A 24,268-nucleotide genomic window follows, 5' to 3' on the forward strand; every position below is an offset into this window, starting at 1 on the left:
ATCTCCCCCACAAGGGGGGAGATCGCAGCTCCGGCGCCTTGCAAATCCTTCCCGACATGCCATCTAACTCACCGGCATCCACGGAGAAGCACACGTGACGCAGCGAAGCGGCAGCGCCGACCTGCCGCTGCATGGCGGGTGGGTCCCGAAATGGCTGGGCGAGCGCATGACCAAGCTCGGCGCGGTGCTCTGCGAAGCGATCATCCACCATTATGGCCGCGACGAGCTGTTGCGGCGCCTGGCGCATCCCTTCTGGTTCCAGTCTTTTGGGGCCGTGATGGGCATGGACTGGCATTCTTCCGGCATCACCACCTCGGTCATCGGCGCGCTGAAACGCGGGCTGAACCCGCTCAGCAACGAGCTCGGCATCCATGTCTGCGGCGGACGCGGCGCGCACTCGCGCAAAACGCCGGGCGAGTTGATCGCCATCGGCGAGCGCGTCGGGCTGAACGGCGATGCATTGGCCACCGCCAGCCGCCTCGTCGCCAAGGTGGACAGCGCCGCGGTGCAGGACGGCTACGACCTTTACCTGCACGGCTTCATCGTCACCGATGACGGGCGCTGGGTGGTGGTGCAGCAGGGCATGAACGGCGGCGCCCGCCAGGCGCGCCGCTACCACTGGCTGTCGGAGGGGCTGCAAAGCTTCGTCGACCAGCCGCACGCGGCGATCGAGGGCGAGCGCCAGGGCGAGATCGTCAACCTCACCGACCGGCGCGCCGAGAAAGCCCGGGGCGGCCAGATCGAGCTGCTCAAGACGATGAGCCCGGCAAAGATTTTGAGCGAGCTCGCCATGCTGGAGCCGCGGCCTGAGCCGGAACCGGCCGCGCAGCCGCTCTTGCCCAACCTCGTCATGCCCGCGCATCACGACGTGCGCGAAAGCGACATCGTCATGCGCCGCCTGCACGGCAACATCGCCTCGGCCATCGAAAGCGGCCCGAAGGATTTTCCGGAGCTGCTGCTCGTCCCCGGCGTCGGCCCGCGCACGGTGCGGGCTCTGGCGATGGTCTCGGAAGTGGTGCATGGCGCGCCCTACCGCTTCTCCGACCCGGCGCGCTTCTCGCTAGCCCATGGCGGCAAGGACCGCCACCCTTTCCCGGTACCGCTGAAAGTCTATGACGAGACGATCGCGGTGCTGAAATCGGCGGTGGGGAAGGCGAAGCTCGGGCGCGACGAGGAGTTGCAGGCGCTGCGAAGGCTGGATGGCGAGTCGCGGAGGATGGAGCGCTATGTGACGGGGCCGAGCTTGAAGGAGATCGTGGCTGGGGAGATGGACCAGTCGCATCTGCTGGGGGGACGGAGCGTGTTTGGGTGGGAGAAGGGGCCAGAAGTCGAGCCGAAGCAGCTGAAGAAGGATGCTTGAGGCGGCGTGGCGAAACGCGCTGACAGAGACTGTCGGTCGGCGCCGCCCCTCATTGCCCTGCCGGGCATTTCTCCCCGTGTAGTGACGGGGAGAAAGGGCTGTCGTCGGCGCCGCGCCTCTCCTTCGCCCCGTTTACGGACCGTTTACGGGGAGAAGGTGCCCGAAGGGCGGATGAGGGGCAGCGCCATGCCTCTGAAGGTTCACGCCAGCCACTTCACATCGTGATTGACCTCGCTGCCCCAAGCTCCCCGATTTCCGTGTAATCCAATCTCACCCCACCTTCCTCCCCATCATCCCATAATGCACCGCGAGCAGATCCAACCCGACCTTCAGCAGCTTCACCACCACGTCACGCCCTTCGCCGGTGCGTTCGGCGATGGCTTTCACCGACTGGCCTTCGAGGCAGATCTTTCGCACCGCGTCCGCCACCTCCCAATGGGCGAGCGCCGCCGCGGCGTGGGCATGCGCCCGGCCGGCTGAGAGCACGTGGTCGGGGATGCCGCCGCCGACGCGGCCGCCGTCGACGCGCTCGCTCCAGGATTGCGGCTGCAGGCCCTCGCGCTGGTTGCGCTCGAAATCGTCGCGGAAGCGCTGTCCGGCCTCGCGTTGCTGGCGGCTGAGCGAGGTGATGCCGACCAGCGGATCGACGTTGCGCAGGCGCACCACGCCGCCGGTGGAGGTGTAGCCGCCGTTCGAGACCTCGTAGACGCGGCGCGCCTCGGCGGTTCCGGCGGTGAGGCGCTGGCGGCCGAAGGCGTCCTGCTTCAGCGCGAAGTCGTGCCCGACCTCACGGCGGATGCGCACCTGCTCGGCCTCGCCCTTGGGGAGTTTCGGGGGTTGCGGTTTCTTGGCGGCTTTGCGGGGCATGGGTGGGGTCCTTGGGGTTGTGGCGTTCCAGAACTTGGGTTCCTCGCCCCCACCAACGGTGGGGGAGAGGTGGCCGCGAAGCGGACGGAGAGGGGGACGCCCTCCGCGAAGCCAATGGCGTAGGAAGTTGCGGGCGCCCCTTGTTGCGGCATCGCATGTGATGCGAGGAGCCAGGTTCTCAGCCGGCTTTGATTTCGCGGAGGGTGCTCCCCTCTCCGTCGCGGCTTCGCCGCGCCACCTCTCCCCCGCTGCGCGGGGGCGAGGAACTGGCGCCCAGCGAGGCCCGCTTCGCCATCAAGTCCCGCATCAGCCTTCTCTCCCGCACCTCGATCGAAAGCTGCGCGCTCGACGGGCAGAACTGGGCGTTGCTCATCTTGGCCTCGCCGCGGATGAAGCGCCGGATCGCGGCCTCGACGTCTTCGAGCTCGGCATCCTGCACGGCGGCGAGATAGCCGCGCAGCTGCATCTCGGCGTCAGCCTGCGCGGATTGCGGGAAGCAACTGAACATCGCGGCCAGAGCCTTCGCTGCCTGCTGCAATTCGGCTGCGGTCATTGATCTCCTCGATGATTGCGTTGGCGGCATCGACATGGGTTTTGCGGCGATGCCATTTTTGTCCGGATGAGAGCCCTGAAGCTGCCTTCCCGTTTCCATCCCGCGAAGCCCGGGAAGAAAAAGCCGGAGCTTTTTCTCCCGATGGATCGATGGCTCGTGGACTCTGGGAGTCTGGACTCTGGGGCTTATCCCCTGCCCGCGCCCGCCGCTTATCCGAAGCCGAAAAAGCCCTTTGCTTGGAAAGGCCTGGGTTGCCGCCCTTCAAGCCGTTGCGGCGGGCCACACGCGCCTTGCGGGCATCCGCGGTCATGCGCCGGGAATAGATGCGGCCATGGCGGTCGCGCGAGAAGACACGGTTCTGCTCGAGCTCGCCGAGCAGCGCGCCGAGCTCCGCCTCCGGGCAGCCGGAAAGGCGGGCGAGCGCCGCCTCGTCCAGCCCCTTGCCGGCGATGGCGACATAGCCGACCGGTTCGTGCGCCGCGGCAATGCACAGCATGCGCATCCACAGGCCCTGCGCGGCCAGCGAGCAGAGCCGCAGGTTCGGATCGGACTCCCAATCCGACCAGAAGAATTTCGACCAGATCGTGCCGCTCATGGAGATGGGTCCGGGCGAGCGGCGGGGCAGCGGTGATTGGCTAATCTCCCCACTTGAGGGGGAGATGTCCGGCAGGACAGAGAGGGGCGCGAAGGATCGCGGCGCACCAGGATCAAGGTTCCTCGCCCCACTTCGTGGGGAGAGATGGCTCGGCGCAGCCGAGACGGAGAGGGGAGCGCCCTACGAAGGCCCCCTCTCCGCCCGCTTCGCGGCCACCTCTCCCCCGCCTCCGGCGGGGGCGAGGAACCCACGCTTGGATATGCCCCGCCTCTCACATCCCCCTCCCGCGACGGCCGTGAAACCTTGCATGGTGGTGCGCGCAGTGGCTGCGTGTTCCCATCGTGCGCAAACCGCAGCACAGCATGTCCGGTCCGGGGCGTGCGCCGAGCGGGTCCGCTTCCGGCTCTTCGCGCAGCGCCAAATCCAGCGGGGCGCGGCAGCGACCGAACAGGCAGTCGAGAAAGCGCATCGCCGCCACATGCGGCTGGCGGCCGGGCGCCACCGGTGGCGGCGGCGCGGGGAGCTTGTAGAGATGCGCTTCGGATTTCTCGCGCTCGCCGGGCGCGAGCCAGGCCGGCGGCATCGTGCGCGCGGGTTTGCGAAGCTTGGGTTTTTTGGGCTTGGGGGTGTCGATCGTCCGGTCTGCTTTCGCGGGAATGCCATCAGTGGACAGGTCGGCGGGACAGCGCCCCCCTCTGTCCTGCCCGTCCTCCGCGGCAGCTGCGCTGCAGCTCCGGAGGGTGGACCGGACATCTCCCCCACTTGGGGGGAGATCAAGCGCTTCCACGCCTGCGCGCTCCATCAACTCGGCATGCCGCGAAAGCGCTGCCGGTTCGGAGAGCGTCACGCCCCCAGCGGCCACCCTGCCCCGCCTGCCCGGCCGGTCCGGCAGACCATGTTTCCTCGGCCGACCGCCGGCGCGGCCGCCCTTCGGATTGGCGAAGCCGATGGCGCGTAAGCCTGCGTTGCGGTGGACGATGCCGATGATGGCGTTGCGCGAGACCGGGCTGCCGCGCAGCGTGCTGAAGCGGCCGGCGATGCGCGAGGCCGAAAGCCCCTCCTTCAGCAAGGCGGCGATCTCGTCGATTTCCTTTTCAGTATAGGCGGCTGCCATCTTCTCATTCCGTTGATTGTTAGGAGCGTGCGAAGGGCTCGGCTGCAGCCAAGCGCCAGGGTTCGGCCGCGAGGCCGCGGGGCAGGTCGGCGAAAGGCTTGGGTTCAGGCCGCGCCGGTCAGTCGAAGCAGCGCCGCTTCGGCGGCGGCCCGCGTCAGGCCCGACACCGCCCGGCCGGTCATCCGGTCGAACAGGATGACGGTGCCGTCCTCGGTGCGGATGCAGCTCGTGGCCGAATTGGCGGCCGGAGCCGGGGGAGGAGCGGCTCCGGCCGTTCCGGTGAACCGGGGTGCGGGCGGTTCGACCGGATCCGGGGCAAGCGCCCCGGAATGCGCCCGGACCGGGGAGGAGGACAGTCCGGACGATTGGAATTCGAGAGGTGACTTGAATTGGAAGGATTGGGGCAACGCGTTCATGCCGCCTCCCCTTGCATGGCGGCAACGGCACGGTGGCCGGCCAGCCATTCGTAGCTGATGCCGGCAATGCCCAGCCTGCGGCTTGCCGCCACCACATGCGGCCAGTGTTGCGGCGCGATGCGGCCGCGCCGGCGCATCTGGCGCGCCGCCTCGTAGCCGCAACCGACATCGGCGGCGAAAGCGCCGATGCTGTGCCAGCGATCGATTAGCCCTGAGATACTCATGGGCAGCCCCGAAATATTCGTGGGCAGTCCTGAGATGTTCGTCGGCAGCGCCGAGACCTTTGTGGGCGCCGGAATCACCGGCAGTGCGGAAACGCTTGCGGGATGCTCATTCATGCGCTAAGCGTACGTTATGTACGAATAACGCGCAAGCGAAATCGTACACTTTGGACGATAAATTTCAGGCATTTTGTACGATGATGGATTCTCGGCACAGACTACAGCAGGCGCGCGCCCAGGCCGGCTATGCCTCGCCCAGCGATGCGGCGCGGGCGCTGCGCGACATCAACAAGAACACGCTGATCAGCCATGAGAACGGCAACCGGCCGCTGTCCCGGAAAGCCGCCGAGAAATACGGCCGGCTGTTCGGCGTCGACCCCGGCTGGCTCTTGTTCAATGCGGACGGCAGCGAATCGGCGCCGGTCAGCCTCGCTTCCTCGCCCGTCACCGTCGATGTGCCGATCGTGTCGTGGATCAGCGCCGGCGAGCTCGGCAGCCAGGACAGCGTCGTCAACCTTTCCGACTATCCGACCATCCCCACCGCCGACCTCGAGGAAGGCGAGTGGATCGCGCTGCGCGTCGACGGCCCGTCGATGAACAAGATCTCGCCGCCGGATTCGATCATCTTCGTCAACCTGCGCGACAAGCGGCTGGTGACCAATGGCTGCTACGTGATTTCGGACGAGACGGGCCGCGCCACCTACAAGCGCTACCGGCCCAACGACAATCCGCCGTTCCAGCCGGCGTCCTATATGGATATCCCCCCGCCGGAGCTCGAAGGCGCGATCACCATCATCGGGCGGGTGAAAAGGTCGATGATCGATATGTGATTGGCGTGGCGGGGCTGAGAGGCAGCATTCCTTTGCGCCTCCTCTCTCCTGCCGGACATCTCCCCCACGAGTGGGAGATCGAATGGCACGCCGGTTTTCGCCAATCGCCAACGCTGCAGGAATGGCGCCTTCAGCGAAACTGCCAATCTCCCCCCTCGTGGGGGAGATGGTCGGCAGACCAGAGGGGGGCGCTGTCCCGCCGAGCCTTCCTTTGGAGCTCCTCCGTATAGCCCACCGCAAGCCCATAATGCAGCCACCGCAATTTCTGCTTGCATTAAGGAACAAAAACGGAACTATATAAGTATACGCGAGAGCAGTCGCGGTAACTCCGGGGGGAGGATCAAAACCATGTCACGCCGCACCGGCGCGCTGATGCGCGCGTTTGTTGCCTGGGTTCCGCGCGAGCCACTCTTGGCGCTGGCAGGGATGGTTGTGCTTGGCGCCCTGAGCAGTCCGGCGCCCGCCGAGAGCAAGGACTACGCTACCTGCTTCAGCGACGGCAAGGTCTCTGCCGACCAGCAGATTGCCGCCTGCACCCCCATCGCCGAAGACAGCGGGGAGATTCCCGATCTTCGCGTGAACGCCTATTTCTGGCGTGGGCTGGCCTACACCCAGAAGAACGATATCGACCATGTCATCGCCGACATGACCGAGGTGCTCGCGCTCGATCCGACATACATGCGCGCCTTTGCCAATCGCGCCATTGGATGGGAGAGCAAGGGGGATTTCGATCAAGCCGTCGTGGACTACACAAGCGCAATCGCGCTCACGCCCGACGACGCCAGCCTCTATGTCGATCGCGCTCGGGCACTCAACAAGAAAGGCGAGCACGATCGCGCCATTGTCGATTGCGACATAGCGATCGACATCGATCCCGCCAACGAGATGGCCTATGGCGTGCGCGGCGTTGCCTGGGAGGACAAGGGCGACGCGGTGCAGGCCCAAGCCGATTATGACAAAGCGGAGAGCGTTCGCGCGGACCCCATCACACCTTACCACGACCGCGCCCTCTCATGGATCGCCAAGGGCGAGCGTAAGCGCGCGGAAGCCGATTGCAAGCATGTCGAAGGCCTCGACGCAGATAAGGGGCGCGATTGTGCGCGCCGGATCATCGAGGGTCGGATGACGGCAGCAGCGGCGCGACCGGTTCTAAGCCCGGCTCCGCCCAAAATGCGATTGGAATAGCGTGGCAGGAAAAGGGTGATCATACCCGCGCCATTGCCGCATTCGACGAGGCGATCCGGCTTAATCCAGCAAGTTCCGCTTTCTACTTCAACCGCGCCAAGAGCTGGGGTTTGAAGAAGAATTATGCCCGCTCTATCGCCGATCTGGATGAAGCCGTTCGCCGTGATCCGGCCAACGCTCAGGCTTACCGCGTGCGCGGCATGACCATGGCGCAGATCGGTAATTCACGGGAGGCATTTGCCGACCTCGACAAAGCGATTTCCATCAGTTCCGGCGATCCAAAATCGTATTTCGAGCGGGCACTTGTCTGGGAGGCGAGCGATCCCGACAAGGCACTTGCTGACCTGGACAAAGCGATCGCGCTCGATCCGGCCAACAGCGACTACCGGAAGGAAAGGCTCAGCGTCCAGATCAGCAAGCGCAGGGCTGCCGGCGATGAGGGCAAAACTGGACCGGCGCAGAACCCTGAGCAGCCGAAGGCGGCGGCCGCTGCTCCAAAGCCACAAATCGTCCGTCCGAATTTGACGGCTACGGACGACACACTGGCCGCAAAGACCTTGGAGACAAAAGACCAGCGCGCGCTCCAAGCGATCCTGGGTGGCGATGCCTGGCTGGACATGGGCAAATACGACAAGGCGATCGGCTCCTATGACGTGGTGGTCGCACTCGAACCCGACAACCGGTTCGGCTATTTCGGCCGTGGCACGGCCAGAGCCGCCAGAGCCGAGTACGGCCAGGCGATTGCCGATTTCGACAGGGTCACTCAGCTCGCCCCCAATTTTGCCGCGGCGTATTTTCGCCGGGGCCTCGCCAAGGTGACGTCCGGCGATGTCGACGGCGCGCTTGCCGACTGCGACCGGGCTGCCAAGCTCGACGCGAAAGCGCGCGAGGCTCACTATTGCAAAGGCATGGCCTGGCACGCCAAGGGCGACGCCGGACGCGCCATCGCCGCCTATTCAGTGGCGATCGGCATCGATCCCAAGGATGACGCCAGCTTCTATGCGCGCGGCATGGCCCGAGCCGACCGGAAAGACTATGCCGGCGCTATTGCCGATTTCGACCAAGCGCTCAAGCTCGATCCCGGCAATGCCGATTACGCGGTAGCCCGCAAGGCAGCGGCGACGGCGAGCGGACAAAGCGATGGGGCCGACGCTGCGAATGGCACCGATCTGCGGACTGCCATGCCATTGTTGAAGCGCGGCGATGCCTTCTATGCGAAACGCAAATACGATCGCGCCGTCGCTGAGTACAGCCGCGCCCTGGCGTTAGCGCCAAACGAACCGTCGACCTATTCGGCGCGCGCCAGGGCGCGCATGCAAAAGGGCGACTATGACGGGGCCTTGTCCGACATCAACCGAGCGCTTGAGATCGATCCATCCTACATCACAGCCTATCATGCCCGCGCTCTTATACTGATAAAGAAGCGCGAGCCGGAAAAGGCCATCGCCGATTACAACCGCGCAATCGAAATGAAACCGGACTATGCCCCGCTTTATTTCGGGCGCGGCAGCGCTTGGTACTCTATGGGCGACTTCGACCGTGCCGCCGCCGATCTCGACCGGGCGCTCGAGCTCGATCCCAAATCAGACATGGCCCGTCAGGGTCGAAAATTGGCGATGGCCGCGAAAGAAAGAGCTCTGGTCACGAAGAAGTCAGGCAGGCTCGCCAGCCAAGCCGGCAAGCAGACGCCCGCGCCCCAAGCGCTGACCCATGCCGACATCGACGCCGAGATTCAGAAGCAGGACTCGCAGATATTGAAGGCAATCGCCGAGGAGTTCCCAGACGACTACAGCGCGTTGATCGACAACGTCATGGTCGTGGCGCGCTTGGGAGGCAAGCGGGCGGTGCGCGACACCAGCCGGGTTACGGTCGCCAAACTGCGGCGTAGGTATGCGCCGCTGTTGCCTTCAACTCCGGACAACGAAGCTTCGCAGGCGCTCTCGGCTCAGCTTGGCATGCTCAACTACCTGATGACGCGACAAACGCCAGCCACCTGCAACAATTACCTGCGCAAAGGGCCGGACGCGGTCAGCGCGCCTGATAGTGAATTTCTGGTGCATCAGGACAAAATCGGCGCAACACTGTTCCGCGCATTCGGGGCTGCCAAAAGAAGCGGCCTACCGGCTGCCGAACCTGCCGATCAGGATTGGTCGCTCGTCGCCGAGGCCTTTACCAGAGGCGGCGGCACGCCGACCGAGATGGACGCTATCGCGAATGCCAACCCGGATTTCGCGGGCCTGTGCCCCGCAACCGCGAAATTGTTTGCAGCGGCCCTTTCGCTGTCGGGCGAACCTGGACGACATGTCAAAACCGCACTGCTCTACGCCATCGTGAAGAATTAGGCGCGCCGCAGCAATGCCGGAACGTTACAGTCTGCATAAAGAACAAAAAAAGAACTTTCCGACTTGTACTTGCCTTCGAAATACCGTTAGATCACGACCGCGTGAGGTTGGGGTCCCGTTAACGGGAGGGGGTCATGAACAAATCGATCAGGAAAAAGCTGATTTTCATCCTGGTGGCGCATGGCTGCCTGCTGGCGCAGCCGGCCATCGTGCATGCCGAGGATGCGAATTATCATCCGCAGAATTTTACCCAGCCGCTGAGCGCCGCCAGAGGCACGATCACTCCGGCCGGCAGCGGCGCCTTCTATCTGAAGCCGGAAGACCGCTGCGATCTGGTGGTGAAGGAATTCGGCTGGGACCGCGGCGAATGCGGCTCGATCGATCAGCTGATCTTCGGCTTCACGCCGGAGATCGACAATTTGACCGTCGAGAAGCCGGTTTCGGATGGTTATGTCAGCCTCGCCGACTGGGACAGCGGCGACCGCAGCGAGGAAATCGGCTCGATCGAGGAGAGCTTCAAGGATTCGGTGAAGGCGCAGTCGCAGCGGCTTGGGCAGGACATCCGCTTCGACGGCTGGCTGGTCTATCCGCAGATCGATAAAGGCAAGAACATCCTCTACTACGCCAACATCCTCAACTGGGGCGGCGACCGGACCATCAACATCTCGGTCTCGATCTTCGACCGTCAGGGCTATGTCCCGATCAAGATCGTGCCGGTGAACGGCAACATCACAGGCGAAGACGTGCAGAAGATCGTCGCGGCGTCGGCCGCCGCCTACAAGCCGCAGGCCGGCTCGTCCTATTTCGAATTCTCCAGCGGCGACAAGGTGGCGGGCTATGGCGCGCTGGGGGTGCTGGCGACGATGCTCGGCGTCAAATATGGCGGGGCCGCCAGCGCCGGGCTGATCGCGCTTGCCTTGGTGGTGCTGAAGAAGGGCGCGTTCCTTGTCCTGCTGCCGCTGGTGTGGCTGAGACGGCTGTTCAGCCGCAAGAAGGCGGACGGCTGAGCTTTCGCGCCAAGGCTGATTAGCGAGGGCGCCGGAGAGATCAATCTCCCCCTTCTTGGGGCCGATTGGCAGCGGCGATGTCCCTACCGCAGAAACCAGCTTTAGGTCCGGAGGCTTGCCGCCCCATCTCAGCCCCGACCGCACGGAGCACCCCTGTGGATGGGCGGGTAAGCACTGTTTGCAGCGACGGAGACCTGGTTTTTGTTTGGCCCAGGAAGCCTCCCCCTCGGGGGGCATGACTGCGTTATAAGATTTCGCGGATTTCTTATAATCGACAATCGTTCAAATTGTACGAAGACGCCTTGACCGCGTTTCGTACATAAAGTACGATATTCCCCTTCTCTTGGGGAACATCCTTGAACACCGCGAACCATGCCGCTTTCGCCGACCTCTCCCGTCCCTTGCTGTCGCCCTTGCCGCTCGCCGAGCGCGAGCGCCTCGCCGCGGCGTGGCGCATGGCCAGCCAGGACATCGCCGACGACATCCGCTTCATCCGGCAATATCTGAAGGTGATCGCCGAGAAGGAGGAGCGACTTTCGACCGGTACGCTGGTGCATGGCCGCGCCTATGTCGAAGCCTGCGCCGCCTGGCTGCCGGAGACTGTGGTGCGGTATCTGCGGAACGTCAGGCTGATCAGCGAATGCGAAGCCGCGATGATCACCGCGGGGGTTCGGTTCGCGCAGTCGAGCGATGCGTGGTGAGGCGCCGTTTCCCTTCTCCCCTTGTAGGAGAAGGGAAGAAACTCCCGCCCCCCTGAGCCGCCCATTACAACCTTAGGCCGCCCGTCGAAAAATGCATCGTTTCACACAATTGCCAATTGGTGGACGCGTGTGAGCGGCCGGTGGTTAAATTCCTCTCAGGCGAAGGAGGGTCAAGCCGCACACAAGGGAGGAACTCGTTTTGATGGACCAGCAAATCGACATCGGTATACAACCCGACGATCAGCCCTACGAAGTCGCCTCATTCGCACGGAAGCATGGCCTGACGATGCCAGTCGCGGACGCGGTGCTTTTCGCCCGCGGACCGTCGCCGTCGCGGACTGCCTGCGATACGGCGGCGCTGGCCCTCATCTGCGCGGTCGCGCAATACGCAAGGAAGACGGCGCGCTAGAGTCTTTTGTTTGGCGGATTGCCCGGTCTATTCAGCAACGCGCGAGGGTGCGAAGCTTATCTATTAGTAATTTCTAATTTTATTAATCGCTAATCTCATCATGCCGGCGCCTTCACCGGGGAGTTCGAGCATCTCCACGCCGCAAACCTCAGGCGCGGGCCGGCCACGTCTTCTCGATCGGTATCGGAGATCGTTGGCGAGATGAGCCTGGCGGCACCGCCGCCGAATGGCTCAGCCCTTGGCTTTGGGTTTGGTCGCCTTGGCCTTGGCGGGGGCCTTGGCTGGCTTTTCAGCCTTGGCGGCTTTCGGTTTTTCGACTTTCGCGGCGGCAGCCTTCTTCGGGCTCTTCGCTTTCGGCTTGCCCGCGGCGTCGACCTCGGCGGTCGCCTGGTCCCAATGCTCCATGTGAGCACCTTCGGGCCGGCCGGCCTGCTCCCAGATCTCGTGTGCCCGCTGGCGAATGCGTTCGTGCCTGTCGTCCGTCACTGTCGCCTCCTGATGTTGGGACGGTTCCCCGGCGCGAACCTTAGCCGAATTTTCGGCCTGCGTCTTCGGCATCACGCAGAACCGACCGAGTTAAACGGCGATTTCGCTCAATGCCCGTCGGTGACGACCGCGACGCCCAGATGCGCTGCCTTCTTTGTAATCAATCCGGCTAAATCCGCGTCAGAGCGGTCGGTTCCCGTGCGCTCCCGCAGCAGGGAAATCGCCGCTTGCATCGACAGCAGGCCAGTCCTGTGCTCGGCCAGCAGCTTGTCGACCTGACGGGCGATATCAGGTGATTCGACATGTGGATGATGCATGGCAACGACTCCTTCCGCTTCGTTGCCTCCCAAACCGTTGCCCATTCTATGCGTTATGTTTCGACACGAGAAGAGCCCGATCCCCCCGATGCTTCGGCGGCAGGATCGGGCTCCTCGGAACCAGATGTTACTGAATCACCTGGATGACCCGGCGCGTGCCGGGATCGATCAGCACCGTGTGGTCGTTGACGACCGCATAGCGGTACTGCACGTCCGGAACCTGCTGCAGTTCTACGGTATCAGGTACCGTCGAACCGACACCAAGTTCGAGGCCGAGCACGTTGACCGAGGCGATCGGGTGCTTGTGGACATATTCCTTGACCACGGTCTGCTGCTCGGGGGTGACGATCACCTCGTCCGCGGCCGCAATGCCGATGCCGGCCATCAGAGCCAGGCCGGCGACAGCTGGAATGAGGATGGTTTTCATCGTTTCTCTCCTGTTGCGTTACGACGATCCTTCGGGATCGCGTTATTCACGACGATCCTTCGGATCGCGTATTGGCGAGCTCCGCCTTGCCTCCGCGGGGGCGGAAACACCGGCAGGGCGTATGATTTGAGCTCCCGGGGCAAACGCCCCCGGCAGGGTGTTGTTCCGTCAGCGAAGACTAATTGATTTGGCGGAACCTTCGCATCGGCTCCGCATTGGAAGGCATTGAAACTGCCCAAGACTTTGAAATGTATAGGATGCCGTCGTCATGCAGGAAGGTCTCATCAGAAGCGACATCGAACTCAGAACCCCGGTGGCGATCGCGGTCGGCGCCGGCTTCAAGCGCGAGATCGCCTCGCTGACCGGGATGCAGAACTTTCTCAAGGAATGGCCGACGGCGTCGCGCAGCGAGAGCCACGCCACGGCGCTGCGTGCCTGCGAGGCGGCGCGGGCCGGAGAGATCGATCTCGAGAAGGCGCGGCAGGCGTTCCTGGTCTTCGCACGGAAGGCCAGGATCGAGTGGACCGGCGCCGATCCGGTGGCGGTGCTGCGGGCTGCAAAGATCAGGCGCAACCGGGCGCGCGCGAGCCGCGCGCAGCGCGGAGCGCAGCACTGACGAGTGCCATGCGCATCAGCCCTGCCTCACGAGTTCAGGAAATAGCCGCTGGACCCTGGAGCACCCAGCGCCGCCTGACGCCGGTCACACTCGTTCGCTGCCCGACCGTCCTGCCTTGCCGGCTGACGGTCGACTGGGTCGATTGGTGATTTTCGGCTGGTGGCGCTGTCAGGTCGGCGTCGGTTCGCCAAGCGCCTCGGTAACGAAGGACGCGGCGATCAAGTCGTCCGCGTCTATGCGTAGGGAGCCATTGCCATCCCCCATGATGGCAGCGACCTTCTGGAAGGTCTTCATCTCATGTTCGGTGATGCGGGCATCCCGCATCCTGGCCTTTAGATCGGCCACCCGCATCCCGAGCGAACGGGATGTTCCGATTTCTCGTTTCGACATATCGGTTAGTCTCCTCCTCGCCCGCCCGTATCCATTCGCCGCCGCCCGAATCTTCATGCTGGCATGAATTTGTGTTGTCTATGAGACAGCCCAGACCCAGAGCGGCTAACTCAAGCGCAGGGGGAAGGTTCCGTTAGCATATGGTAACAAAATAATAATCGGTTAATGGCCCGCCGCTGAAGCCGGCGACGAGCCATCGATTGTCGTCGAGCGACAGATTACTCGAGCACCTGAACGATCTTGCGGGTGCCGGGATCGACGATCACGGTACGGTTGTCGACGACGACGTAGCGGTATTTGACGTTGGGCACTTCGTGCAGTTCGACGGTGTCGGGGAGCGCCGTGCCGACATTGAGCTCCACGCCCGGAACCTTCACCGAGGCCAGCGGCTGCTTGTGCACATATTCGCGGATGACCGTCTCCTGTTCGGGCTGGATGATGACGTCCTGAGCGGCGGCGGCGCCGATACCGGTCAGAAGCAGCAGGCCCGCGGCAGCGGTTGTGAGGTGCAGTTTCATCGATATTCTCCTCCTTTTGCATGAATGCCTCTCACGCTGCGCCTGCGATTTCACAGCCGGTCGGCATTGTTCGTAACGCCATTGCCCGGGCGTTGTTCCGGTAAAAATTGCTGCGTCCGCCCTGCGCAAACGGTCGCAGGGCATCCGAAGAAACAATTTCGGAACAATGCTTTTCGGGCGGGGTTTTCCAGAGCGAAGGGACCGACTTTTCCAAGGAGAAATCTCATGAAACATCTGCTGATCACCAGCATGATCGCGCTCGGCGTCGGTTGCGGCGCCGCGATGGCGCAGACCGAATCCGTGCAGCCCAGCGGCGACAATGGCTGTGCCGCCGGCCAGGCCGACTGTCAGAAGGGCGGCAAGGCAGGCGAGCAGGCCCAGGGCAAGATGAAGTCGCAGACCGAGCAGAAGGCCCAGGGCAAGGCCGGTGCGGACACGCAGGAGCAGGCCCAGAGCAAGGCCAAAATGAAGACCGACCAACAGGCCCAGGGTCAGGCCGGCGCCACCACCGACCAGAATGCCGAGGACAACACGCAGTTGAAGAAGAAGCAGCAGGCGCAGGGCAAGGCTGGCGCCAACACCGAGCAGAGTGCTCAGGGCAGCACCAAGATGCAGACCGAGCAGAACGCCCAGGGCAAGACCGGCGCCGATCAGAATGCCCAGGACAACACGCAGTTGAAGAAGAAGCAGCAGGCGCAGGGCAAGACGGGTACCAGCACCGAGCAGAACGCTCAGGCCACGACCAAGATGCAGACCGGGCAGAACGCCCAGGGCAAGACCGGCACCACCACCGAGCAGAATGCCCAGGGCACGACCAAAATGAAGACCGAGCAGAACGCCCAGGGCAACACCAATGTCGAGACCGACCAGAACAAGACGGCCTCGATCACCAATGTGACGGTCGAGCAGAAGACGCAGGTCACGCAGATCATCCACGAGACCAAGGTCGAGCCGGTGCGGGACGTCAGCTTCGACATCTCGGTCGGCATCGAGGTGCCGCGCCACAAGGTGCGTCTGCATCGCCTGCCGGCCCGCATCGTCAAGATCGTGCCTGCCTACGAAACCTACGAGTATTTCGTGCTGGCCGACGGACGCATCGTCATCGTCGACCCCGACAGCTACAAGATCGTGCTGATCCTGACCTGATCCGGGACGAACGACGAAGTAAAGGCCCGCCGATCGGCGGGCCTTTTTTCGTTGCGAAGACGATGGCAAGCGAAAACGACGCCGCCCCTGCCCGCGCCTGGCACGCGTCGCGCTCCATTAGGTGTTGCTAGAATGCAGGTTCGTCGGGAACGATTTGACGCAACTCCCGGTTCTCACACAGAAGTCCTGCATCCGTGGTCCCAACCGGGTCGGACGAAAGGGCGAACGAGGCCGCCGGCGGCCCGTTCATGCTTGCGGCGCCACAGGAAAAGGTGCATGGGTCATGGTGGGTAGAGATATGGGCGAGATCGTTGACGACCGGACATGGTCGCGGCGCTCGGTTGGGCAAATGTATTTTCCGCAGTTCCTTGTGGGAATGGTGGCTACGCTTCTGGTGATCCTGGGTTGGACATTCATGTCCACCGGATCGGCCTGGGAGGCATTGGGCTGGACAGTCCTTGCCGCCGTTCTTCTTCAGGCCGGTTATTTCGTGGCCGTGCTCTGGCTCGTCCAGCGCGAAGGCCACGCAGCCGACCAGGCCAAGCCGAGCGAGGGCGCCGCCTCGCCGGCCAAACTGCCAGGCCCGTTCGAGCGGGACGGCATCATCCAGGCGCTGCTGTCGCGCCTGTTTCCAAAGGTTCCCTGAACCCGAACGTGAGAAGCCAAGCGGCGCGTAACGCCGCTCGGCTTTGAATGACCTGTTTCAGCGCGCGCTGGCCGACGCGACCGAGCGTGCCGACTGCGCGGACGAAAACACCTGGATAGCAAAGACCAGCACGCCCGCGGCGACGATCAGCGAGCCAACGCCGAGGAGCGGCTCGACGGCGTCCATTCCATAGGCATATTTCAGGTAAAGCGGCGGCAGCATCACCACCAGGCCAAGCGTGTAGAGGCCGTAGTGGATCATGGCCAGACGCTTCTCGGCCTTGGCCGGATTGAGCGCGTAATAGCCGCCGAAGATGGCGCTGGTGACCCAGCCCAGAAGGTTGAAATGCGCATGCGCCGGGAAGGCCCCGTGATCGCCCGAAATGCCCATCTTGATGCCGATGGCGATGCCCAGCAGGAAAAAGATGATGGCCGTTTTGAAGAAGAGTTCCGATACACGCGGCATTCTGCTTGTCCTCCCAATGCCTCTGTAAACCCGACTCCGCAAGTCTACATCCTGGAAGCCGCATTGGCCACGACGCACCCAAGTCGGTGCGGCCCTGGGGCGAAAGCCGCGAGGTGATCGGGGCGACAGGCACCGGGCTCGGCAAAAAAATGGCTCGCCTCTTTCGAAGCGAGCCAAGAAAGGGAGCCGGGCTTGAGGTCGGCCCCATCCAGGTTGCCACCTGAATATCGAATTTGGTTAACGTATCAGAGGCTGGGGTTTATTCCATAGCAATAGCGGATAGACCCGGTGGGGTCTTAGCGCATCGTCTCCTTTGGCCAGCGGATCATCCATTCCCCCGTGCACAAAGCGCGTCTTGCCATTGCCGAATAGGTCGGAGGAGGATGACTAACCTTGGTTGGAAACCTTCCGCAATTGTGGCCGTAACCATAGCTGTTCAAAGCCCGGCCTTGCGCCTTGCATGCGCGTGGCATTTGAGCAATGCTCTGGCCTGGGGGCGTGGTTTCCGTAATTTCGGAATCACAGTTACATGTTCATTGACTACTACGAAACTCTGGAAATTAGCCCGAAGGCCAATTCAGAAACGATCGAGCGGATTTTCCGCTACTTTGCGATGCGCTACCACCCCGACAATCGGGAAACCGGTAACGAAACGCGTTTCAGCGAGATCGTCGAAGCCCATAATACGCTCCGCGACCCGGTCAAACGGGCGCAGTACGATATCCTTTACCGCGAGCATCTGGGCCTTCGCCACGAACTTACCGAGGAAGCGCGCGACGCCCGCGGCCTGGCGAGGGATTCCGTCATCCAGGCCAATCTGCTGAACCTTCTCTATGTGCGGCGTCGGCGAGACGTCAACAGTCCGGGTATCGGCGACGAAGAGCTCGAACGCCTGTCGGGGTGCCCGCGCGAGCACCTGGAATTTCACCTCTGGTACCTGAAGGCGAAGGGTTTCATCGGCAGGACCGAGAACGGGACGTTCGCCATCACGGTGGAAGGCATCGATCACGCCGGGACCATGAGCAACAAGGATCGCCCCGACGCCACCCGCCTGCTCAATCACGCAGAGTAGGCAGATTTGCTGGTGCTGCCCCATCAAAAGCCCGCCTACTGGCGCCTGAACCAGTGGCGGGCTCGATGAAGGAACAGCTACATCCCTGAGGAATCGACTGTCGTCTTCGCAACTCCCCATATCTCGGCTCGGGTCGCCGGGGGCGGCGGAGTCTAAGCCATGCACCATGGCGGGCAAGGACAGGGAGCGCAGGATTACATTGGCGTTGCGTATGATCGAATACAAGGCGACTGAGGTCGGAGTCGCAGGCGCATTGGCCCGGCTTTCCAGCATCTTCCGGACGATGATCCGGCCGCCTGAGTTCAGGATTCGCGGCGACGACGGCGATCGTCGACGATACGCGCGAGCACGTCGGTGGGGTCGCGGTCGACCGGCAGCGCCAGCGTGTTCTCGATGTCGAAGGCGGTGACGCCGATATCGCGACGCTCGCATTCGCTCATGCCGGCAAGGACGGCGAGATCCCTGCGGGCCTTCCAGAAGCGCGGCAGCCACAGCAAGGCCGAGGTTGCGGCGGCCAGCAGCCGGAAAGGCCGCGAGGGAGAAGTATGCGACCGGCGATCGGCTGCGAGGCCGATGAAAGGGACCAGCGTGGTCATGGTGTTGTCTCCATCCTCGGAACTGTCCTTGAACGACAGCAAGGATGAGGGTAGGCGCGGCCTGGCCGGTGATCGTGAAGGCCCGGCGAAACTTCGGGGAAATTGCGACGAAATCGGCGGGCGGGCGCAGGGTTGTTGCCCGACGCGATAATCACTCCGGCAGGCCGGCCTCGCGCAAGCCGGCGGCGATGCGCTCACTCGTGTCCGCTTCGAAGGGCGACGCGTCGCAGATTCTGGCAATGGTGAGCCCCGGATAGACTTCCAGCAGCCTGAGGCAAGCGCGCCGTGCCTCGTCCTTGCGACCGGCATGAGACAGCGCAGTGACCAGTTGGCGCAGTCCCCACCAAGCGCCCGGCTGCCGGCTGACCCCGCGCTGGATCATGACCAACGCCTCCTCGTAGCGCGCGGCGACGAAATGGGCGGTGCCGATGCCGATCTCGGCCATGTAGCCCATCGGGTCGCGCGGGCTCAGCCGTTCGAAATGCTCGAACTTCTCGATCGCCGCCTCGGGCCGTTCGCGATAGACGTCGAGCCAGGCGCTGCGCAGCCAGGCCCAGGCGGAATTCGGATCGAGCGTGCGCGCCCGCGCCAGATGCATGTCGGCGACATCGTAGTCGCGGGCAAAGGAATGCGCGGCGCCGAGCACCGCAAGCACCATCGGGTCGTCACCGGAGAGCGCCGCTCCTTTTTGCGCCAGGCGCAGGCCTTCCGTGCGGGCTGCCGACGGCGTCTCGGTCCAATTGTAGGCGGCGCGCTGCAGATGGCACCAGGCGAGCAGCGAAAGCGCCAGCGGATAATCCGGCTCGACCGCGATCGCACGATCAAGCAGCGTGCCTGCCTCCTCGTTCTGCGCCCGCTCGAGCGACCAGGCGAGCGGAAAGGCGCGCAGCACGTAGTCGTAGGCGGCGAGGCTTTCCGGCCGCTTGCGTCGCGAACGCTCGATCTCGGCCGACAGGATGGAGGGCTGGATGGCGCCGACGACATTTTCCGCGAACCGGTCCTGCAGGTCGAACACGTCCGCCATGGTTCCATCATAGCGGTTGGCCCAGATGGTCTTGCCGGACGGCTGGTCGATCAGTTGCCCGGTTAGGCGGATGTGGTCGCCGGCCTTGCGCACGCTGCCGGTCAGCACATAGCGCACGCCGAGTTCGGCTCCGGCCCGTTTCAAGCCGTCGGCCTGCCCCTTGTAGGCGAAGCTCGAATTGCGGGCGATGACGAACAGCCAGCGCATGCGCGACAGCGCGGTGATGATCTCGTCGACCATGCCGTCGGCGAAATAGTCCTGCGCCGGGTCGCCGCTGAGATTCTCGAAGGGCAGCACGGCGATCGAAGGCGCGTCGCCGGCGCCCTCACCCGCCCCGGCGGCAGCCGACACGTCGCGATCACCGATGCGACGAACACGATCCTCGTCGATCACATAGCCCCGCCGCAGCACGGTGCGGATCAGGCCGTCCGCATCCGCGCCGAGCGCCTTGCGGATATCCTTCATGCATTGGGTGAGCGAATCGTCGGAGACGGCGATGTTGGGCCACACGGCCTCGACCAGTTCGTCCTTGCCGACGACGCGGCCGGCATTCTCCAAGAGATAGGTGAGCAGCGAGAGCGATTTGGCGCGCAGGTCGACGTCGTGCCCGCCCCTCTGCAGCCTGCCCTTGCGCAGATCGAGCCGGTGGCCTGAGAACTCGAACGTCGTCATGTCGCCCCTCGAGGAGACAATACGGCCACGCCGGCCGCCAGAACGTTTCACCCGTTTCACGGAAACCGCGAACCGCTCTATCTTTTTGTTTTGACGCAATTCCGGACGGAAAACCACTGCACACTTTTCCTGGAATTGCGCTAGTCGTCGATCAACATCCCTGCACGTTTGAAGACATCATGACCGACTCGCGATATCAAGGCTTTCGCCCGCTGAAGATGGCGTGGCCGGCGAACAGCCAGGCGCAGTCGACCGCGGTGAACCCGGCTTCGGACAACCAGGCAAGCTGTTCGGCCAGCGAGGACGGCTTGTCGATCGGCTCGCCGTCTGGATTGCGGAAATAGTTCCAGCCGAGGCGGTTGAACTCGGCGAAGGCCGCCAGGTCGCCGTCGATGGCGAGCGCGCGCGAACGCACCGCCTCGTCCCACTGCCTTGCGGCGATGGCGAGGCCCGCCGCGCTCGGCGGCCGCACGATGTCGGCCACCACAAGAACGCCGCCGGAGCGGAGCGCCGCTGCCAGGTCGGCGAAAAGCGTCTGTTTCTGCAGGCCGTCGAGGTGATGGATGGCGAGCGATGAGACGATCGCGTGCGGCGGCTCGGAAAAACGCCGCCAGTCGCGATCGGCCAGTTCGAACGTGCCCGTGGCCAGCCGGCCGGCATGATCGCGGCAGGTCGCCCGCGTCTGCTCGAGCATCGGCTCCGAACCGTCGAGCGCCAGCACCCGGCAGTCCGCGAACCGCTCCAGCAGCGCGCGGCTGAGCAGCCCCTCGCCGGGGCAAAGCTCGACCAGCAGGCCGCCGGGTGCCGCCGGGATCAGGTCGGCGATCATGTCGATCTGGCGTTCGCGCTCGGGCACGAAGTAACGACCGTAATCGAGAAAGCTGCGGGAATTGTTGTCGCTCCAGTGCTGCTCGCCCTGCATGAATGCCGCTCCTTCTTTTCGGCCATGCTGCCTGAAGCCTTGCCCGCCGCCATGATGCCCGGCTGAAATTCGGCTGAAATCGGCGTGAGGCGATCGAGGCGGGATTGGCCTGACCGATGTGAGTGCTGGCGGAACAGCGCCCCTCCGCCCTGCCGGGCATCTCCCCCACGAGTGCGAGATCAGCCGTCGTGCCGGCTTTCGCCAATTTTCAACGCCGAAAAGGAAGCGGCGGCGGTGAAGCTGCCACTTCTCCTGCCGACCAAAAGAAAAAAGCCGCCGGGCGAGGCCAGGCGGCTTGGCAGTTTCACCCTCTGACAGGTTGCCGCGTTCGCGCCTTATGGCGTCGCCGCGGCGGCTGCCTGGTCGATCTTGTCGGCCAGCACGCCCTTGGCCCAGTCCGTCACCTCCTGGTCGACCGGCTTGTTGGCCATGTCCTGCAAGGCGGTGTCCAGCGTCGCGTCGTCCGGGGCGGGCGTATTGGTAACCTCGGTCTGGGCATCGGTGATTGCCTGGTTGTCGGCGGTGATTGCCGTGTTCTGGGCGTCGATCTGCGCCTGAACATCGGCTTTTTGCGCATCGAGAGCCGCCTGCTGTTCGGGCGTGAAACCGGTCGTGTCAGTCGCATTGAGGTCGGCGAGCTGCTGAGTAAGGGCGTCGAGCTTGCTCTGGTCGGCCGTCAGTTGGGCATTTGCCGCGTCGAGCTTGGCCTGCGCGTTCTTGGCCGCCGCGGCCTGCGTCACGTAAGCCTGGACGCCGGCGAACTTCTTGCTCTTGGAATTCATATAGGCGTTGATGTTGCGCTGCAGCGAATTCAGCCGGCCGAGCTTGGCGTGGAGGTTCTTATCCTTCGGCGCCGCGGATGTGGTCGTGTCATCGGTCGTCGTGTCGTCGGTCGTAGTGTCTTCGGACGCGCTGTCGTCAGTGCTCTTGTTGTGGCCCGCGGCGGAAGCCGACTTGCCATGCGAGGCGCCGCTCTTGCCATTGCCACCAGCATTGCCGCCGCCGTTTCCGTTGCCGCCATTGCCGTTGCCGCCGCCATGGCTTCCGCCATTGCCGCCGCCATTACCGCCGGCGCCGGCAAGCGCGGGGGCCGCCGCGAGCGCCAGGATAGCGAGGGATGCCAGAAGTGTTTTGCGCATTGTCATTGTGCTTCTCCGCATAGGAATCGTCTGCAGGCCCAACCGCTAGGCAGCCTCTTATGAGAATTTCCTAATGGCTTTGGATAAACTTTAAGCAATTGCGGTTGCGAAATGAGAGGAGGCCTCGCATCACATGAAGATCACCGCCGAATACTCTGGTAACGCATTGAAATTCAATAGAAATACAAAAGGCTGAACTGCCTTGGGCCGTTTGAAACAAAGAGGGCCCTTATCCTGCCGGACCATGGTCTGAAAGGTGACCATGGGAAAGCGCGCCGACCAGCAATGTCGACGCCACCCGCCAGGAGGACTCGGCAGGCAAAAAAGCGCGTTTGGGCTGGTTCAAGCGGAAGGAACCGCCGGATCCGTATCGCCCGCGTCCTGATCCGCCGGCGCCGCGCCATCCGCCGCCTGTCCATCGCCTGAATCGCCGGACGAAAGCACCGTCAGGTCCATGCGGGCAATCCGGGACGCCGCTTTTCCCTGTGCGTTCGGCTCGCCGTCGCCAGTCTCCAGGACCGAGGCTTTCGCAAGATGGCCGATGCTGTCGGCGCTTTTGCCCGGAAAGGTATCCGACGGCGCCTGGGGCTTGCTCGCATGATGATGCACCGCGCCAGCGCCGTGCTGGCTTCCAACGGGAGAGGTCATGGCTGTGCTCCTGATGTGGATGACAGCAGGTCCCTAGCATTCCTGGCTGGCGCCAGCCTTGCGACTTTAGAGGTCTCTAAGATAATGGACTGCGCCGGGCGAGAACCAAAGCGGGCGCAAGGAACGTTTCCGCCGGGCGCCGTCAGCCTGCTGCTGACAGGCCCAAACGATCACACCCGCCGCCGAAGGACGACGGGCACTCTCGAGATGGAATACCGCCAAGTCCGGTCGGTTATAGCAACCAGTCGGTTATGAAACCGGGAAGATGCGCGGCGTGCTGGTCGATCGCGCTGGTCGCACCGTCCGGCAGAACGACATCCGCATGCGGCGCGAAATGGTCGCCGGCCGTTGGATGATCCGGGGCCGCGGCCGTGAGGGCGGCATCGAAACCGGTCGGCGGCAGGTGCCCCTTTGCTTGATCTGGCAGCGTGTCGAGCACGTCGACAGGTATAGGGAATGAGGCTGGTTTACCCGACATTGAACTCCTCCGCTCGACCCCCGATCCAGATTAGAGTTAACTGATATTGCCCAGCAAGCCGGCCATTGGTCGGTGGACTTTGCGCGTTTCGCCCTACCAGCCGCAGGTGCCAATGGCCGATCTTCGGGAGTAGGCCGCTTCAAATCGCGAGAGCCCGCCGCCACAGCGACAAGCTTCAAATGCCGCGCGCGGCCTTCTAGCCGCTGATCATCGGCACGGTCACCGAGGTCGAATAGCTGATCGGGTAATTGCTGAAATAGGGAAAGCTGATGACGAAGGCATAGCTGGCATTGACATGCGCCATGGCGAAGCCCCCGCTCGCCGGATCGGTGGTGACGGTGACGTTGACATTCTGCAGGCCAAGCGCCTGCAGCTTCTGCGTCGCGATCGCCTGGATGTCGGCCTGGGTCAGCGTGTTGTTGAGCTGCAAGGAACGCGCCGAGGCCTCGAGCGCGTAGCGCACGCTGGAAATGCTGTTCATCGACCAGCCGAAGGCGAAGATGGCGAACAGCAGCATGACGAGGAAAGGCACGATCAGCGCGAATTCGAGCCCGGAGCCGCCCTCGATATTACCGGCGAATGCCCAAAGCTTTTGCCTATGTGGAATTGCTCTCTTGCTTGCCGCAATTCCGGACGGAAAACCGCTGCCCACTTTTCCTGGAATTGCTCTAGCGGACACGGACCACCTGCACATGACCGATCACCGTGTCGTGCGGGAAGACGCCGAAGGTGAAAGGCGGCTTCCAGGTACCCGACGCCTGGATCTGAACGAAGACCGTGGGCACTTTCGGGCCGCTGCAGATGGTGGTCGAGGTGACGACGGTCGTTCCGCATTGATAACTGCGCGTGACGGTCACCGCGGCGTCGGTCGGTTTCTGTTCCCAACTCGCCAGCGCCGCGGCCTGCGTGGCGGTGTCGTCGCCACCAGCCATCACCAGGTTCGCCGCTGTCTTGACCCCTGCCCGCATCGCCAGAGAGTTGGTTACGTAGGACCAGCCATCGAGGATGCCGAGCAGAGCGGCGCACAACACCGGCATCACCAGCGCGAGTTCCACGGCGGCGACGCCGGCGCTGTCTCTGCGGAAACGGATTAGCTGTAGCCCCAT

The 24,268-nt window shown here is 63.6% G+C and carries 31 protein-coding genes; 11 read left to right on the forward strand and 20 right to left on the reverse strand.

Annotated features, from left to right (window positions below; genetic code table 11):
• Window positions 1–94: 94 nt before the first annotated feature.
• A complete protein-coding gene (locus tag DPM33_RS26640) occupies window positions 95–1,360 on the forward strand; it encodes a DUF763 domain-containing protein (protein ID WP_112100386.1) in 1,266 nt (421 codons plus the stop codon).
• A 270-nt stretch (window positions 1,361–1,630) separates the two neighbouring features.
• Here DPM33_RS26640 and DPM33_RS26645 read toward each other — a convergent pair whose 3' ends face one another.
• From DPM33_RS26645 to DPM33_RS26670, 6 genes are all read right to left on the reverse strand, one after another.
• The gene (locus DPM33_RS26645; protein ID WP_112100387.1) at window positions 1,631–2,227 is read right to left on the reverse strand and encodes a DUF6456 domain-containing protein; all 597 of its coding nucleotides are present in this window, start codon (window positions 2,225–2,227) and stop codon (window positions 1,631–1,633) included.
• 178 nt (window positions 2,228–2,405) lie between these two features.
• Window positions 2,406–2,780 carry a hypothetical protein gene (locus DPM33_RS26650; RefSeq protein WP_146770326.1) on the reverse strand — a complete coding sequence of 125 codons (375 nt, stop codon included), beginning with the start codon at window positions 2,778–2,780 and terminating at the stop codon, window positions 2,406–2,408.
• On the reverse strand, window positions 2,701–3,375 hold the full coding sequence (locus tag DPM33_RS26655; protein ID WP_112100389.1) for a hypothetical protein: 675 nt from the start codon (window positions 3,373–3,375) through the stop codon (window positions 2,701–2,703). The genes DPM33_RS26650 and DPM33_RS26655 overlap by 80 nt, the downstream gene beginning before the upstream one ends.
• Before the next feature lie 271 nt (window positions 3,376–3,646).
• Window positions 3,647–4,489 carry a GcrA cell cycle regulator gene (locus DPM33_RS26660; protein WP_112100390.1) on the reverse strand — a complete coding sequence of 281 codons (843 nt, stop codon included), beginning with the start codon at window positions 4,487–4,489 and terminating at the stop codon, window positions 3,647–3,649.
• A 104-nt stretch (window positions 4,490–4,593) separates the two neighbouring features.
• On the reverse strand, window positions 4,594–4,905 hold the full coding sequence (locus DPM33_RS26665; RefSeq protein WP_112100391.1) for a hypothetical protein: 312 nt from the start codon (window positions 4,903–4,905) through the stop codon (window positions 4,594–4,596).
• Entirely contained in the window at window positions 4,902–5,129 is a 228-nt protein-coding gene (locus DPM33_RS26670; RefSeq protein ID WP_245442400.1) for a hypothetical protein, read from the reverse strand. Before DPM33_RS26670 ends, DPM33_RS26665 begins: the two co-directional genes overlap by 4 nt.
• A gap of 197 nt (window positions 5,130–5,326) precedes the next feature.
• Between DPM33_RS26670 and DPM33_RS26675 the strand changes: the two genes are divergently transcribed.
• The 6 genes from DPM33_RS26675 (at window position 5,327) to DPM33_RS26705 (ending at window position 11,600) form a co-directional block, all read left to right on the forward strand.
• A complete protein-coding gene (locus DPM33_RS26675) occupies window positions 5,327–5,956 on the forward strand; it encodes a LexA family transcriptional regulator (RefSeq protein ID WP_245442402.1) in 630 nt (209 codons plus the stop codon).
• Window positions 5,957–6,304: 348 nt separating this feature from the next.
• The gene (locus tag DPM33_RS35930; RefSeq protein ID WP_146770327.1) at window positions 6,305–7,141 is read left to right on the forward strand and encodes a tetratricopeptide repeat protein; all 837 of its coding nucleotides are present in this window, start codon (window positions 6,305–6,307) and stop codon (window positions 7,139–7,141) included.
• Window positions 7,051–9,483 carry a tetratricopeptide repeat protein gene (locus tag DPM33_RS26690; RefSeq protein WP_112100393.1) on the forward strand — a complete coding sequence of 811 codons (2,433 nt, stop codon included), beginning with the start codon at window positions 7,051–7,053 and terminating at the stop codon, window positions 9,481–9,483. Before DPM33_RS35930 ends, DPM33_RS26690 begins: the two co-directional genes overlap by 91 nt.
• Window positions 9,484–9,617: 134 nt before the next feature.
• Window positions 9,618–10,490 carry a DUF2167 domain-containing protein gene (locus DPM33_RS26695; RefSeq protein ID WP_112100394.1) on the forward strand — a complete coding sequence of 291 codons (873 nt, stop codon included), beginning with the start codon at window positions 9,618–9,620 and terminating at the stop codon, window positions 10,488–10,490.
• 356 nt (window positions 10,491–10,846) lie between these two features.
• Entirely contained in the window at window positions 10,847–11,191 is a 345-nt protein-coding gene (locus tag DPM33_RS26700) for a hypothetical protein (RefSeq protein WP_112100395.1), read from the forward strand.
• 202 nt (window positions 11,192–11,393) lie between these two features.
• The gene (locus DPM33_RS26705) at window positions 11,394–11,600 is read left to right on the forward strand and encodes a hypothetical protein (protein ID WP_112100396.1); all 207 of its coding nucleotides are present in this window, start codon (window positions 11,394–11,396) and stop codon (window positions 11,598–11,600) included.
• Between the two features lie 231 nt (window positions 11,601–11,831).
• On the opposite strand, the gene DPM33_RS26710 is transcribed toward DPM33_RS26705, so the two are convergent.
• From DPM33_RS26710 to DPM33_RS26720, 3 genes are all read right to left on the reverse strand, one after another.
• Window positions 11,832–12,086, reverse strand: a complete 255-nt coding sequence (locus DPM33_RS26710) for a DUF2934 domain-containing protein (protein WP_112100524.1) — start codon at window positions 12,084–12,086, stop codon at window positions 11,832–11,834.
• A gap of 107 nt (window positions 12,087–12,193) precedes the next feature.
• Window positions 12,194–12,448 carry a hypothetical protein gene (locus DPM33_RS26715; RefSeq protein ID WP_245442404.1) on the reverse strand — a complete coding sequence of 85 codons (255 nt, stop codon included), beginning with the start codon at window positions 12,446–12,448 and terminating at the stop codon, window positions 12,194–12,196.
• A gap of 82 nt (window positions 12,449–12,530) precedes the next feature.
• Entirely contained in the window at window positions 12,531–12,830 is a 300-nt protein-coding gene (locus tag DPM33_RS26720) for a DUF1236 domain-containing protein (protein ID WP_112100397.1), read from the reverse strand.
• A gap of 268 nt (window positions 12,831–13,098) precedes the next feature.
• Here DPM33_RS26720 and DPM33_RS26725 point away from each other — a divergent pair, with 268 nt between their 5' ends.
• Window positions 13,099–13,446 carry a DUF982 domain-containing protein gene (locus tag DPM33_RS26725; protein WP_112100398.1) on the forward strand — a complete coding sequence of 116 codons (348 nt, stop codon included), beginning with the start codon at window positions 13,099–13,101 and terminating at the stop codon, window positions 13,444–13,446.
• A 168-nt stretch (window positions 13,447–13,614) separates the two neighbouring features.
• On the opposite strand, the gene DPM33_RS26730 is transcribed toward DPM33_RS26725, so the two are convergent.
• The gene (locus tag DPM33_RS26730; RefSeq protein ID WP_112100399.1) at window positions 13,615–13,836 is read right to left on the reverse strand and encodes a hypothetical protein; all 222 of its coding nucleotides are present in this window, start codon (window positions 13,834–13,836) and stop codon (window positions 13,615–13,617) included.
• 218 nt (window positions 13,837–14,054) lie between these two features.
• Entirely contained in the window at window positions 14,055–14,354 is a 300-nt protein-coding gene (locus DPM33_RS26735) for a DUF1236 domain-containing protein (protein WP_112100400.1), read from the reverse strand.
• 225 nt (window positions 14,355–14,579) lie between these two features.
• Between DPM33_RS26735 and DPM33_RS26740 the strand changes: the two genes are divergently transcribed.
• On the forward strand, window positions 14,580–15,500 hold the full coding sequence (locus tag DPM33_RS26740; protein WP_112100401.1) for a DUF1236 domain-containing protein: 921 nt from the start codon (window positions 14,580–14,582) through the stop codon (window positions 15,498–15,500).
• A gap of 298 nt (window positions 15,501–15,798) precedes the next feature.
• The gene (locus tag DPM33_RS26745; protein ID WP_245442406.1) at window positions 15,799–16,146 is read left to right on the forward strand and encodes an exopolysaccharide production repressor protein; all 348 of its coding nucleotides are present in this window, start codon (window positions 15,799–15,801) and stop codon (window positions 16,144–16,146) included.
• Window positions 16,147–16,203: 57 nt separating this feature from the next.
• On the opposite strand, the gene DPM33_RS26750 is transcribed toward DPM33_RS26745, so the two are convergent.
• The gene (locus DPM33_RS26750) at window positions 16,204–16,611 is read right to left on the reverse strand and encodes a heme-copper oxidase family protein (RefSeq protein ID WP_112100402.1); all 408 of its coding nucleotides are present in this window, start codon (window positions 16,609–16,611) and stop codon (window positions 16,204–16,206) included.
• 529 nt (window positions 16,612–17,140) lie between these two features.
• On the opposite strand from DPM33_RS26750, the gene DPM33_RS26755 reads away from it, so the two are divergent.
• A complete protein-coding gene (locus tag DPM33_RS26755; protein ID WP_112100403.1) occupies window positions 17,141–17,683 on the forward strand; it encodes a DnaJ domain-containing protein in 543 nt (180 codons plus the stop codon).
• 302 nt (window positions 17,684–17,985) lie between these two features.
• Here the strand turns inward: DPM33_RS26755 and DPM33_RS26760 are convergent, their stop codons facing one another.
• The 8 genes from DPM33_RS26760 to DPM33_RS26800 form a co-directional block, all read right to left on the reverse strand.
• A complete protein-coding gene (locus tag DPM33_RS26760) occupies window positions 17,986–18,279 on the reverse strand; it encodes a hypothetical protein (RefSeq protein ID WP_112100404.1) in 294 nt (97 codons plus the stop codon).
• Between the two features lie 151 nt (window positions 18,280–18,430).
• Window positions 18,431–19,975 (reverse strand): winged helix-turn-helix domain-containing protein, encoded by a 1,545-nt coding sequence (locus tag DPM33_RS26765; RefSeq protein ID WP_112100405.1) that lies wholly within the window; start codon window positions 19,973–19,975, stop codon window positions 18,431–18,433.
• Window positions 19,976–20,171: 196 nt separating this feature from the next.
• Window positions 20,172–20,897 carry a class I SAM-dependent methyltransferase gene (locus DPM33_RS26770; protein WP_112100406.1) on the reverse strand — a complete coding sequence of 242 codons (726 nt, stop codon included), beginning with the start codon at window positions 20,895–20,897 and terminating at the stop codon, window positions 20,172–20,174.
• A 335-nt stretch (window positions 20,898–21,232) separates the two neighbouring features.
• Window positions 21,233–22,042, reverse strand: coding sequence for a hypothetical protein (locus tag DPM33_RS36390; protein WP_167449236.1), 810 nt, complete (start codon window positions 22,040–22,042; stop codon window positions 21,233–21,235).
• Window positions 22,043–22,378: 336 nt separating this feature from the next.
• Window positions 22,379–22,684, reverse strand: coding sequence for a hypothetical protein (locus DPM33_RS26785; RefSeq protein WP_112100409.1), 306 nt, complete (start codon window positions 22,682–22,684; stop codon window positions 22,379–22,381).
• Between the two features lie 232 nt (window positions 22,685–22,916).
• The gene (locus tag DPM33_RS35935; RefSeq protein WP_167449237.1) at window positions 22,917–23,123 is read right to left on the reverse strand and encodes a hypothetical protein; all 207 of its coding nucleotides are present in this window, start codon (window positions 23,121–23,123) and stop codon (window positions 22,917–22,919) included.
• Window positions 23,124–23,358: 235 nt separating this feature from the next.
• A complete protein-coding gene (locus DPM33_RS26795) occupies window positions 23,359–23,814 on the reverse strand; it encodes a TadE/TadG family type IV pilus assembly protein (protein WP_245442407.1) in 456 nt (151 codons plus the stop codon).
• A gap of 16 nt (window positions 23,815–23,830) precedes the next feature.
• Window positions 23,831–24,268, reverse strand: a complete 438-nt coding sequence (locus DPM33_RS26800; protein ID WP_112100412.1) for a TadE/TadG family type IV pilus assembly protein — start codon at window positions 24,266–24,268, stop codon at window positions 23,831–23,833.

This window comes from Mesorhizobium hawassense (assembly GCF_003289945.1).
Classification (GTDB): domain Bacteria; phylum Pseudomonadota; class Alphaproteobacteria; order Rhizobiales; family Rhizobiaceae; genus Mesorhizobium; species Mesorhizobium hawassense.